Raw genomic sequence first — 12,347 nt, forward strand, 5'->3', positions numbered from 1 at the left:
TCCTGTCGTTCATTCGTCGAGTGATTCGCCGGCCAGATCGCGAAGTTGCCGCAAAATGCGAGCCTTGAGCTTGTAGATGGCGTTGACCGTCATCCCCAAGTCCTCGGCCACATCGGCGGGCTTGTCTCCCCGTGCCACCCGGCGAAAGGCATCCCAAGTGCGCCCATCGAAGTTGGGGCCGATCATCTCGGCGGCGCGTTGTACCAGGTCGATAGGGACCGACTCGCCCGATTCGCTGGGAACGTTCGCGGCATACTCGGTCAACTGGCGCGTCGCGTCCGATCCTCCAACACCACGCTCTCGTAGCGCACGCCAATGGTCGTTGATCTTGTACTCGGTGATCCCTCGCAGCCAGCGGCGAAAACCGTCCGTCGGGCGATCGCGACGAAACCTATCGAGTCCATTGGAGACCGCTAAGAACACCTCTTGGCAAACATCGGAGACTCCGTGCGCATCGACACCGGAGCGTCGTGTCCACCGGTAGACCAGCGGATAGTAGAGCCGCACCATTTGCGTCCAGGCCCCTTCGTCGCGGGCACGCAGGTTCTCAATCAAGCTCGTCGACGTCGTAGCCGGTTCCTCGGCCAGCGTCCTACTGAATCTATCGGGGGAGTCTGCCATCGCGTGGGGGTCTCGGAAAAAGAATTCGAGGATCATGCCCTCGTTAGGCCAAGCAGATTAACATCTGAGCCACGTTTCCTGAAGGGAATTCAATGGGAGTGGATTAGCGAGTCGCAGGCAAATTGTCCTTTGGGACCAACAAGGCCGTGAGCGATCAGGCAGGGCACGGGCCTCCGGCAGTCGCAGCAAACGAGCAGGTCGATGTTTCACTCGATTCGTTGTGACACCTCCAGCATCGGACGCTGATAGGTAAAAGAAAGGCACGCTCGGCCGCCACGATGGACGGCCGAGCATCCCTGGGATTTGCCCTCAAGTCAAGAACCGGTTGTTTCTCGCAGCTATCCATCGCGGAACGATGACACCACTAACCACCTCAGCAACCCTGAGCGCAGCCCTGACAAGTCTCGGAAGTGTCCCTTCCCAACTCTCGATCGCGATGGCAACGAGAAAGGACATTCTTGCGGAACGTCGAATGTCTCGCCCAAACACTGGGCATTTCATTGGCGGAACTGATGGAAAGGCTCTGACAGATCGGCAGAGCAAATGCGGGAGATTGCCGCGAAGAATCGACTTGCTTTACCATTGGCGATGACGGGACATGAGCCAGCTTGGGGGAACTTGTTCGTGCTCATCGTCGCGGACGTGGGTGGCGCCTTCTTGTCCGTCGCCGGCATGAACTCTGCCTGACTCGCCTTCGTCCCATGTGCTGGCAACCACGTAGACGCCATCGGGGTCGAGCGCCCCGCTCATGCGGAAATCTGAGCATCGTCCCCTCTCCCTGAATCAGATTGTCGCTCGCTTTGCCGGTTTTGCTGAACGGTGTTGCGACGCCGGCTGGCTCGAAATGCCACCCGATTCCGATCAAAGGGTTCCACGCGTTGGAACCCCATTCTCCTGATGGTGGAAACTGCCTCGCCCGTGGCCCGAGCCACGGCGCGTTCCAGATCACCTTGCCTCATGTGATACCTCCTCTCGTATTGAGCAATGGCTTGTGTCCAGGCCGCAGGGAGCCAGGACAACAGGTCAAAAGTGGAATTGGTCGTTTGCTGGCGACAATTGGCCAGCTGGGTCGTTCGCCATGGGAAGGGAACTCAGCGGCACGTGGAGGGAAAGGATGTTTTGCCGGTCAGCTTGTCGAGGATTACTCGTGATGCGTGTGTTTCTCAGGTCGAGCCAATCATTCGTCCGATCGTGTTCATCCAAGAGATGACTTCGCCCTCGGGATCTCGCTCTCGAAGCATCGCGACCGTCATGTAGTTGGCGGCGACGGTATTGAGCCAACGCTTGGCTCGGTGGGTCACACGACTCCGCGCACGCCTCGACAAGTTCTCCCAGGTCGGTTCAGACGGTGTTCGCTGACGAAGCGCTCGCCCCGTGATCTCCGCGACGGGGTCAAAGTCGCCAAATGACACCTCGATGTTGCCCGCCGCCAGAATGGCTTCGGGGTGAAGGTAGTTCTCAAGGCTCCGCTTGCGAGTGAGTTCCGCACGGCACCCATCACGACGATTGATCGCGTCGGCAGCTTCGCGGCGAACGTCGGTCTCCGGTGGGAGTTCACGGTCTAACAAGTGAAACTCCCGCTTGTGAAGCGGCTCCAAGCGATGGGTCCAGGCCTGGCCGTTGCCGCCTCCGAAAGGGAGGAAGATCGCAACTCCCCGTTGCTCCAAGTCCGCGAGGTCAGGCAAGGACGTGTCGTGCTCATGAAGCACACGTGCGATGCGGCGAAGGAACTCGATATCGTTGGAGCCTTCGACCACGAGGATCACTCGAACGGTGTCGGTGAGTTGGGAGTGGTTTTCAACGCATTGGTTCGCAGAGTTGTCTGCCATCACTTCTCCTACTGGTACCTCCCCTGAATATCCGGGACTCTGCTCGTGAGTCCCCTGTTCATTGGCCAAGTCTGATCGATCCATGTGATCACTTCCTTTCATGACTGTTCCGAGAACCAAGAACGCCTCCCGGATGGGTAAGCGTTCTCCTAAGTATCTTGCCCCGATTTGGGCGAGTATTTAGGTCCGGGAACTCATGAGGAAAGGAGAAGAAGCTCGCACTACTGGTCACAAGTGAAAGGAGGGCCGTCGACCACCAGACGAGTGGTATTGCTGGTGAATTCACCGAGTTCTACATCCGAAACGTTGTCAAAGAAGGAGTTGCTATGAGAACTGGTTCCACAGAAGGGTCACCAACGCGGTCAAAACGATTCGACGAGGAACGTGCTCAACTCCAAGAGATCGTCCGTGTCTTGGGACGTGCCATCGCAAAGAGATGGCGGCGAGACTCCGTAGCGAGACAGGACCCAACGAGAGAGGAAGAAAGTGATGTCTCGAAGGAGAGGGTCTGAACGAATGAACGTGCTTGTCAGTTGGAGCCTTCGGGTGGCCTGCTTCAACTTGATCGGGATGAGATTTGGTTTGTCGCTTCAACGGCAGGCAACGCACGTGTCGGCGACGCCAATGTTGGCGCGGCGACGAACAGCAACCTTGGAAAGGAAATCTACGATGGCAAAGAAGAGAAACTATCGCGCGACACTCAAGCAACTAAACCTTCGGTTACGTCATCTCAACGAACAGGCGGAAGCGAGGGTCGAGGGACTCAACGAACAGTTTCGCGCCCTTCATGCGACGGGGATGTTGCACAACCTGGTCCTGCTCGGCTCCGTCATTCTCAGTCGGCCCTACGGAGTCGGCGGCCCCTTCGACAGTGGTCAATCGATTCAAGCCGCTCTGAGTCTTCGTGCTGGAGTCGGTGCCATCTATTGGGACACCGAAGATGCTGCCACGCTCGCGGACGATCCGGATGGCTACGAAAGGGAAGCGTCCGGCCGTGTCGTCCCGTTCGAGGAATGCGAACCGGCCGTCCGCGCCCTCCTATACTCTTGCATTCCCGACCTCGTCGAAAGGATGATCAAGGAGATTGACCGAGCGGAGGGAAAGCACGAATGACTAAGAAGAAAACGGTTGGGAAAACGGCGGCCAAGGGCGTTGACTTCGTGCCTCGGTCTGCCGAGCATGTACTCAACCTACCCTCAAAGTTCCGTTGGGAGGCCACGCGGAGACATCCATACTACCTCATCTTCTGGAAGAGTGCGCAACGATACCGGGATGGTGAGTTCGAGGGGACAACCGAGACCATCATCTGCAACATGGCGTTCCGCTTGCTTTGCTTGATCGGCGTCACAGGAAAACCGGTGAGCCCTGCGATCGACTATGAGGATCTCGGGGACGAGGAAGAGCGGAGTCTCGTCGGTTCCGTCCAACCCATGACGTTGCGGTCGGCCGCCCTGATGCTGCTGGCGAATCTTCCTCAGGCGGAGCTACTGACGCTCTCCGGTGTTTTTAGCGTCGCCTCTAAAGCCGAGTATGCCGAAGGCGAACGCGATCAACGCCAGCATGCGATCGAATGCCTGGAGAAGATCGTTAGCCCGGCGTTCGATTCCTACGCCAAGGCCCCGCTCTTCTATGTCCATCTTCAGTCGTCGCAACGCACGATCATGGACGACCTGAAGACACAGCTGGGCCACTTTCAGCACGCGCAAGGCAAGACGTCCACCCGTGTCCATGCGGACAAACTGCCGAAGTATATCGAGGTCTGGGATCTACGCGAAGGCTGGACGGGAGAAGAGTATGATCTTTCGCAAGAACTCTCCTTCAAGGACATCGCAGAACAACTGAAGGAGCCGCTTTCAACCGTTCATAGCCAGTACCTTGCCGCCTTCGAGTTGATCGTCGGCCGGCCGTTCGCGCCGGATCTTTGGTGGCGAGTGATGGGGCCGCTCAAGTTCAACATGCTATCTGGCGACCCGGAGGAGGTCTATTCCGGCGCTATTCGCCATCGCTTCCAAAGTCCGGTACCGCGACCGGTACCGGAGTCTCGGATTTGGACTCCAAAGGAAGAGCAAGAGATGGGCCCGGTCGAACGCGGTTCTTCAATTCAGGGAGACTCCGATGTCAAACTACTCTTTAACGACACTCTCGAACTGATCAAGAAGGGTCTCGACAACGAGTCAATTGCGCAAGAACTCGGCGTCTCTTCCAAACTTGTCGAAGGGGTACGAACAAGAGGGGCAGAGCTGACAAGGCTCTTTTCCAGCTCAGCGAAGTAACGCAGCTTCGTCCCCACAGCATCGGACCCGCCTTCCTCTCCACACCGAGAGGAACACCCGCCTACGGGGCACTGATCCCCAAAGTCCGCGCGCGCATTAAATCGGAAAGTGGAGAAAACGCAGGCCGGCACACGGATTCTCCGGCTTGTGCTGAACGCCGACCAGCTTCGCGTCGGCGGCCTGTGGTTGCTTCGCTTCACCATGAATCTACCAGAAGAACTTTCGCCGAGGCAGTTCGCCGCCTTGAGCGGGCTGTCAACCGTAACCGTTTACCGGTACTTGCGTTCGGGCAAACTCCCTGCGAGACAACCCTTTGGCCCGCGCGGTCGATGGCTCATCCCCAAGGATGCCCTCGACCGGCTCGACGAGCAGCGAGGCGAGGAAACGAGATCCGCCGCGAAGACGCAAGCTTCTCTCCCAAGCAACACCGAATCGGCCACTCGTCTTTCTGGCCCGACGCCCAAGTGGCGCAAGGCCAGGCCCGATCGTGACCGAATGTAGATGAGGAACACGACCCTATGAGCAAACAGATCACGCAATCGGAGACAATCTCGTCTCGTTACTTCACCTGGAAACTGCGCCGACGCGAAGGCGTCTACTTCGCGGATGGCCGATCCTGCACGCCCAGCCTTGGCCGCCATTCGCTCGGAACTCGCTCTCGCGAGGAGGCTCTGCGGGCGTTGGTGGAGTTGGATCTCACCAAGGCTGTCGAGCACGGCCTAGCCGAACCGTCCGCACTGCAAGGTAGTGATCTAGACCCGTTGTCCCTTGAGGAAGGGCGCCGACTCTACCTGGAGCACGCGGGGAGAGCGCCCGTTGTCGGTGGTGTCCGCCCTGCGTCCCTGAAGCGTTACCGAGCTGTATTGGACAAGTTCATGGAGTTTGCCGTCGGGCGTGGACTGACCGCCTGGAACCAAGTCACCGACCAGACGCTTCAGGACTACGCCGCCGTCTTGCAAGACAAGGGCTACCATTACCGAACGCAGTACCTGGAGCTGACCACGCTCAAACAGACGATAGGTTGGCTTGTTCGAGCCAAGCATCTCCCGTCTGGTCGATCCATCGAACTTCGCCTTCGGAAACCCGAAGGCACGGACACCTACTGCTGGAGACCGGAAGAGGTACGGGCAATGCTTGAGTTCTGCCGGGCGAGCAATGACCTTGCGTGGCTGGGAGATGTGCTCCTTGCCCTCGCGATGACCGGCTTGCGGATCTCTGAGCTAGCGAGCCTTCGTTGGCGTGATGTCGACCTTCGGAACCGCACCATCCAACTCGTCGACGAGTCCACAAGGGGTGGAGACCGCCAGCTGGCGACTGTTCGTACGACCAAGGGACGTCGCGGGCGGACCTTTCCGATTCAAGACGATCTGTTGCCCGTCTTGAGCGACATGGGCCGCCACAAAGACGGCTACATCTTCCATGGACCGCTAGGGGGACGCATCAAAGCCGACACGGTGAGACGGATCTTGATTCGGGAAGTGCTCTTTCCCCTGGCCGATCGTTTTCCGACGGCCGAGGGCGACATCGGCTTCATCCATGGTCGGCTGCACAGTTTTCGGCACTTCTTCTGTTCGATGTGTGCCAACCGTGGGGTAGGACAACAAGTGGTGAGGCGATGGCTCGGCCACAAGGAGAGCCGGATGGTCGACCACTACTACCACTTGCACGACGACGAGGCGCGCCGCCAGATGCAACGCCTACGATTGTTTGGGGAGGCCGACGGTAACGGTGCCGTCGGCCAGTAACTTGGAGTCCGATACCGAGGTTCCGAGAGCCAAGGTGAGAGGGGAGAAAGCAGCAGATTTGGCACAGTCCTGGCACAGTCGACTGTGCCAAGGAATTCGGCTCGTCCTAACTCTTTATCAGAAAGGAGGTAACGAAAAGGAGGACGGGACGAACGGAGAGGGTGGGATTCGAACCCACGGACCCGCAAGCGGGTCATCGGTTTTCGAGACCGACCCAATCGGCCACTCTGGCACCTCTCCGGTGAAGGAACTCGAAGCGGCCTTCACGACAAGAGGATTCAGTTTACGGCTGGACTCCGAACTGGGCAACCCCCGACGAACGAAGCACTTCCGAATCCCTTGCTTCGCGGCACCCCACGGACGGTCTCCATGGCGCTTCCCTCGCCGAGAACCGACGCCGACAAACGATTCCGGTAGGATCGAACTCCCCTCGATCTTCCCGCGAGCGTAGCGGCTCTCGGCGGTACGATTCACCGTTTCGCCCAACGCCGCGAACAGGCATGAAGGCGGCTTAGCCAAGGCTCAGCAAGTCTACCGCAGTCGATCCTTCAAATGGATCGTTACCTTCGCGATGCCCGAAACCGACAACCGGGACGCGATCGTCGGCTCGGTTCCTGGCAAGCTAGGGCACTGGTCCATGTAAGGTTTTGAGTGCCACTGGCTGCTTGTCCGCCAGTGCCAAAGGGTTAGCAGTCCGTTGATCCATTCGCTGCCGGCTCCGTGCGGCCCTTTTGACCAATCTCCGCGTCGACGAAACTCGACAAATCTACGGATTCGCCTGCGTTTCTTCTCCTTGATCTTGGCCAACATGACTCGTTCTCACCTTGGTCCGTTTGTATCAACGGACTGTTAGGGTTGCACAAACGCCACCGTTGCAACGCTCACGCACAAACGCCAACTTCGAGTTGGAACAGAGCACTAGTGATTGAAAGTGAACTCGGTCGAGTTGAGCAATCCCCAGAAGATATCCTCGTAGACCTTCGGGTCCTTGGTCCGATCGCCGAGCAGTTCCAGCATGGAGGCGGTTTCCTCGGAAGTCGGCTTCCGCGACAGAGCCAAGACGAAGAGTCTCTCCAGTGCCTCCTCCGGCGTCGAGCTCTCCGTGACCATTTCCTTGATCAGGCCGCCGGCGGCGAGACGTGGGCCGACGGTGTTGCCGACCGAGAGGTGAAGCGTTTGGGAGAGGGTCGGCTCGCTCTTGGTTTCACAGGCGCAGATCGTCGCCCGACTCGATCGACCAAAGGTCTCGAAGAACTGATCGCCGTAGTGCGGCCCGCTGGTGTCGCCGCCGACTCGCGGGTAGACGTCGATCGCCCGAGTGCCGCCCGGGAAGCCGCTGAACCCCCTCTCCACACCGGTGACCGCGACCACCGAATCCATCAGGACATCGGCGCGAAGCCGACGCAGGTGGGCGTGTGAGAATTGGCGTGAGTCCTGTTTGTTGGAGTCGTTCGGCTGGGCACTAAGCTGGTAGACACGCGAGTTGCAGATATCCCGAACGAGGGCTCGCAAGCTGAAGCCCGATTGCACCAGCCGCTCCGAAAGGGCGTCGAGCAACGGTCCATTGGTCGGCGGATTGCTGACCCGGATGTCGTCGACCGGTTCGATCACCCCTCGACCGATGAGCTGGGCCCAGATCCGATTGGCGAGGTTGCGGCTGAACATTTCGTTCTTCGGTGACGTCAGCCACCTGGCGAGTTCCTGCCGCGGATCGCCCCCTTGCGTGACCGGGTCGATGGCGCCGAGCGTCTTGGCCGGCATGGGACGACTGTCGACCAGATGCTTGGCCGGCGGCGCGGAGGTGTCGTAGAAGATCCGCTGTTCGCGCGGCTCCACGCCGGGCTTGCGCTTCATGCCGGTAAAGAAGCTGACGAATCCGTAGTAGTCGTCCATCGTCCAACGATCGAAGGGATGGTTGTGGCACTCAGCGCATTGGATCTGGATCCCGAGAAAGACCTGGGAAAAGTCCGCGGCGAAGGCCTTGGGTTGGAAGCGCGGTCCATGGATGAGCATGGTGTAGAGGTTCGACGGCCCATTGATGAGGTTGCTTCCCGAGGCCGAGACCATCTCCTCCACAAACTCGTTGAGGGGACGATCGTTTCGAAGCTGAGTGCGAATCCATTCGTAGAAGGCGTCGGCGGCCTTGATGTGGGTTCCGACAGGAGCGTAATTGCCCCCCATGATCCGAAGCTGCTCCGCCCAGATCGTCGTCCACACGTCGGCGAACGCGTCATCGGCGATTAGTTCATCGATCTTCCGCGCCCGTTTATCCGAGCGGGTGTCGGTCATGAAGGCACGGTACTCCTCGACTGAGGGCGGGCGCCCCACCAAGTCGAGCGTGACTCGCCGGAGGAACGTTTCGTCATCGCAAAGCTCCGAGGGAACGATCCGCAGTTTCTGCAAGCGATCAAAGACCAACTCGTCGATGTAGTTGGCGGCCGGCGGATTGGGCCACTTGAAATCTTTCCCTGGAGGAAGCACGATCACTTCCGCGCCAATCGTGAACCGGTTGAATCGAGCGAAGACGTGTGTGTCCCCCGCTCCATGAGCAACGAGTCGCCCATCGTTACCGATGTCGGCGACACTTCCGTTATTGCTGTGGAAGCGAGCCAACGAGGTGACGTCGCGTCGGCCACCATCGCTCGCCAACGCCGTGACGCGTAGATGGGCCTCCATCCCGGCCTTGTCGAAGACGAAGCGATCCTGGGACAGTTCGAGCCCCACCGTCTCGGGAACCTCCCCATCGTCGTCGGGCGCTCCCGCCTCGATCCACCGCAACAATGTCTCGTAGTACTCGCTCTGCTGGTCGAAGAGCTTGCCGCCGGTATGCGGAACAGCCCCAATCGCCTTTCGCAAGAGCAGGCTCTCCTCGGGCACCGCCGTGTTGACGCGCCGGCCGATCATCTCCTCGGTGATTCGAAAGTAGTCTCCCTTCGGATCGTACCCGAAGAGCGAAAGCATGAAGCCATCCTTGCCCCGCGCGGCGCCGTGACAGGTGCCCGAGTTGCAGCCCGCGCGAAACAGGACAGGCATCACGTCCTGGCGAAAGCTGGGAGCGGCCGCCGGTTTCTCTTCGGCGTAGGATGCCGACGTGATCGCCAGCGGGAGGATGAAGAGCGTTGACCACCAGCCGAGATGTTGCGCCGTCGTCATTCGTTTCAGCATGTTCAAGAGTCCAATTCATAGAGTCATGATCGCGTGTGCTCAGTTCTTGACCGTTTCCGCCGCTTCCACCTTGGCGACACCGGAAGCTCGCGGATCAATCCGCAAGGATCCCTTGCCGGTCCGCTGAACGATTTGCTGTCCGGCAACCGGGAGTTCCACCTCGCACGTCAAGCCACTCGCCTGCCCGAGCAACGCGATGTCGGTCGCTTCGAGTTCAAAGGCGATACTCTTGGAGTCCTTCGTGATCGTTGGCGGCGTTCCGACAACGTTGACTCCCTTGGGCAATCCGAGAAGTCGAACGGACGCCTCCCCCTCGAAGGGCGTGTGATGCTTCACCTTCCAAATGAACTTCTTCCGTTCGCCCCGCCGGATGCTTTCGGGCTCCGCCGCGAGCTCGACGTAAGGTCTCCCGACGGTGAGTTCGACGATCTCCGACGTCGCGCGGATGTGCCCTGATCCGAGGAAGTCATCAATGTCCGTTCGGATGGTGCTCCCGATCACGTAGAAGGGTAGCTTCGTCAAGGGTGCGTTCGAATTGGCCTCGAGTTGGATCACTCCCTCCGTCTCACCGGGAGAGATGACGGTCGGCGGCGGCACCGAGATCAGTCGCGGCAAGTTTCCGCAACGAAACTCGACGGCACCATCGAAGTCACCATGACGCGTCAACTTGACCGGAATGGACAACTGACCGCCCTGGACCAAATTCACTTCGGGCTGTTCGATGTCGATCTGGAAGGGGGCGGGATCGGTCACTCCCATGATGTACTTGTCGGTGCGGACGGTCCGCCACGCGTTGCCCCCGGAATGGTTGATGAACGGAACGTTCTGCTGGTTTCGCGTTTCAATCTTTTGGGCACTGTCGATCGGGCGGGCCTCCAGCGTGATAAGCGCCCCACGCCGGTCGGCGGAAGGGTCCGCGACGAGTTGGACTGGCCAACGGTCGGTACCCGGGGGGACAGGCGGGGAGATGAGTCTCACGCCCTCCGGAAGCCCATGGGCGATCAATTGGAATGGCCCTTTGACCGCGTTCCACTGCCCCTTGGGCAAGTCGATGTCGATCGTCCAGCGATTGCCTCGTGGAACCGCCAGTCCGGTGACTCGGGTCGATTCCGTCCAATCGAACGTCCGGCTGATCAGCGCGGTCTGGACGATCGTTCGTGGCGACTGGATCTCCACTCGGTAGACTCCCAGCGCCCCTCCGGTCCGGCTGGAGTCGAGCACTTCGAGCAAGTACTCGCCGTCAGATTTCGGCTTCCAGATCACCGACGGATCGATCACCTCCTGCAACCCTCCGCCGCCACGAAACTTGGCGCCGAAGATGTCATGGTCGGTCAGCAAAGAGTCGTCGAGTTCCAACTCCACCGAGCCGGGTCTACCTTCCGCGTCGACGCGCCGAAGTCGAATCGCGGCATCGATGGTGGCCCCCAGGGAGGCGGAGAAGACTCGCACGTGAAGAGGGGCTCCCTTCTTCACTTTGATGCGATAGCCGTCAACGTCGTCCGGACGGTCGATGATTCCGTTGAGAGCCGCGGGCAACGCGGCGACCCGCGTCACGACATTGGCGCTCTCGAGCACGTTCGGAAAAGGGCTCGAACGGAGCTCGAGCGGTGTCGGAGCGGTAGCGGCATGTTTGTCGTCCGAAGGAGCCGGATCGTCACCGAAGTAGTAGAAGGTTCCTTCCGCGTCCGGCATCCGAATCGTTCGTTCGTAGGGCCCCAATGGATCGCCGAGCAGCGTGATCGCCGTTTCGGATCCGGTCTGTCCTCCCGGCGGAAAGACCGCGAGCGGACGAGCGTAGTGGCCGATGTGGGCGCAGTAGACCGTTTCCCTTGGCAGATAGATCGATCGTTTGATTTCGATGAAGTATGGACCGTCCTTGGGCAGCTTGACCGAAAGAACCGGATCCTGGAGGTGCAACGAGTTGTCATCGTTCGATGCGAGCAGTTTGCCCTTGTCGTCGCGAATCGCCGCGCTCAGGTCGAACTCCGAGTCGCCGTAGTGCGTGTCTGCGATCCGCGCCGACTCCACGACCGCCGTCAATCGCTCCCCCGCTTTGCCTTCAATGCGATAGAGATCGAGATCGGGCCTGCGTCCGTTGCCGATCTGGCCGCATACCGTGACGTTGGCGGCGATCGGCGTCGCCTGCTCGGGCGAATCGTTGGCGTAGCCGTTGTTCTTCTCCCCTTCATCGACAATGGGGAACGGAGTGACGTGGAAGGTACCGATGCAGGTCAACTCCGTTCCGGTCAGCAGCCGAAAGGGATGCTCTCCGAGCGGGCAGTCGGGAGCGATCTCGAATTTGCAGTGGACTTCCTCCTCGATCCGCCCTCGATGCATCAAGTTTCGCTTCTTGGGTGGCTCTTTCGACATTTTGAGGTCGTAGGCACGAATTCCGGGTTTGAAGAAGATGATCTCGCGAGGATCGGAGATCGCGATGCCCTGGAGATGAACCTCGACGGTCGTGCCGCGTTGGCCGATGCGCGGACGCACCGACTCGACGTTCTTGGTCATTCCCCCAGCGAGCGTCCCGACCGGCCCGAACAGGACAAGCGTGAGCAGAGCCAGGAACCAATTGGCGCCGAACGACGGGCATCGCTCCGCCGCGGCTTTCCGATCGCACCATCCCATCGACATTCGCTCCCCGCATCCGACCCGATCCATCACGGATTCGTTGTTCATGAGTATCCTTCGCTGCCGCTTGACCTCGGGAACCA

At 59.7% G+C, this 12,347-nt stretch carries 8 protein-coding genes and 1 tRNA gene; 4 read left to right on the plus strand and 5 right to left on the minus strand.

Annotated features, from left to right (window positions below; all coding sequences use genetic code 11):
• Window positions 1-9: 9 nt before the first annotated feature.
• Together Pan216_RS03795 and Pan216_RS03800 are read right to left on the minus strand one after the other, a co-directional pair.
• Window positions 10-555 (minus strand): RNA polymerase sigma factor, encoded by a 546-nt coding sequence (locus Pan216_RS03795; RefSeq protein WP_419193227.1) that lies wholly within the window; start codon window positions 553-555, stop codon window positions 10-12.
• Window positions 556-1,784: 1,229 nt separating this feature from the next.
• Window positions 1,785-2,450 carry an ATP-dependent endonuclease gene (locus Pan216_RS03800; RefSeq protein ID WP_145255037.1) on the minus strand — a complete coding sequence of 222 codons (666 nt, stop codon included), beginning with the start codon at window positions 2,448-2,450 and terminating at the stop codon, window positions 1,785-1,787.
• Between the two features lie 669 nt (window positions 2,451-3,119).
• Here Pan216_RS03800 and Pan216_RS03805 point away from each other — a divergent pair.
• The 4 genes from Pan216_RS03805 to Pan216_RS03820 all read left to right on the plus strand — a co-directional run bounded on the left by Pan216_RS03805 (window position 3,120) and on the right by Pan216_RS03820 (window position 6,468).
• Entirely contained in the window at window positions 3,120-3,563 is a 444-nt protein-coding gene (locus Pan216_RS03805) for a hypothetical protein (RefSeq protein WP_145255039.1), read from the plus strand.
• Window positions 3,560-4,723 carry a helix-turn-helix domain-containing protein gene (locus tag Pan216_RS03810; RefSeq protein ID WP_145255042.1) on the plus strand — a complete coding sequence of 388 codons (1,164 nt, stop codon included), beginning with the start codon at window positions 3,560-3,562 and terminating at the stop codon, window positions 4,721-4,723. Before Pan216_RS03805 ends, Pan216_RS03810 begins: the two co-directional genes overlap by 4 nt.
• A gap of 201 nt (window positions 4,724-4,924) precedes the next feature.
• Window positions 4,925-5,224 (plus strand): helix-turn-helix domain-containing protein, encoded by a 300-nt coding sequence (locus Pan216_RS03815; protein ID WP_419193650.1) that lies wholly within the window; start codon window positions 4,925-4,927, stop codon window positions 5,222-5,224.
• Between the two features lie 17 nt (window positions 5,225-5,241).
• Window positions 5,242-6,468, plus strand: coding sequence for a tyrosine-type recombinase/integrase (locus tag Pan216_RS03820; protein ID WP_145255048.1), 1,227 nt, complete (start codon window positions 5,242-5,244; stop codon window positions 6,466-6,468).
• 153 nt (window positions 6,469-6,621) lie between these two features.
• On the opposite strand, the gene Pan216_RS03825 is transcribed toward Pan216_RS03820, so the two are convergent.
• The 3 genes from Pan216_RS03825 to Pan216_RS03835 form a co-directional block, all read right to left on the minus strand.
• Window positions 6,622-6,708, minus strand: a tRNA-Ser gene (locus tag Pan216_RS03825).
• Between the two features lie 678 nt (window positions 6,709-7,386).
• Window positions 7,387-9,633, minus strand: coding sequence for a DUF1549 and DUF1553 domain-containing protein (locus Pan216_RS03830; protein ID WP_419193228.1), 2,247 nt, complete (start codon window positions 9,631-9,633; stop codon window positions 7,387-7,389).
• Window positions 9,634-9,672: 39 nt separating this feature from the next.
• On the minus strand, window positions 9,673-12,312 hold the full coding sequence (locus Pan216_RS03835; protein WP_419193229.1) for a PPC domain-containing protein: 2,640 nt from the start codon (window positions 12,310-12,312) through the stop codon (window positions 9,673-9,675).
• Window positions 12,313-12,347 lie beyond the last annotated feature (35 nt).

The organism is Kolteria novifilia, from assembly GCA_007748055.1.
GTDB lineage: Bacteria > Planctomycetota > Planctomycetia > Kolteriales > Kolteriaceae > Kolteria > Kolteria novifilia.

Excerpts from the sequence above, each read along its gene's own strand:
- Pan216_RS03835 (WP_419193229.1), bottom strand. The coding sequence starts at position 12,312 with ATGAACAACGAATCCGTGATGGATCGGGTCGGATGCGGGGAGCGAATG.
- Pan216_RS03815 (WP_419193650.1), top strand. The coding sequence starts at position 4,925 with ATGAATCTACCAGAAGAACTTTCGCCGAGGCAGTTCGCCGCCTTGAGC.
- Pan216_RS03800 (WP_145255037.1), bottom strand. The coding sequence starts at position 2,450 with ATGGCAGACAACTCTGCGAACCAATGCGTTGAAAACCACTCCCAACTC.
- Pan216_RS03805 (WP_145255039.1), top strand. The coding sequence starts at position 3,120 with ATGGCAAAGAAGAGAAACTATCGCGCGACACTCAAGCAACTAAACCTT.
- Pan216_RS03810 (WP_145255042.1), top strand. The coding sequence starts at position 3,560 with ATGACTAAGAAGAAAACGGTTGGGAAAACGGCGGCCAAGGGCGTTGAC.
- Pan216_RS03830 (WP_419193228.1), bottom strand. The coding sequence starts at position 9,633 with ATGCTGAAACGAATGACGACGGCGCAACATCTCGGCTGGTGGTCAACG.
- Pan216_RS03820 (WP_145255048.1), top strand. The coding sequence starts at position 5,242 with ATGAGCAAACAGATCACGCAATCGGAGACAATCTCGTCTCGTTACTTC.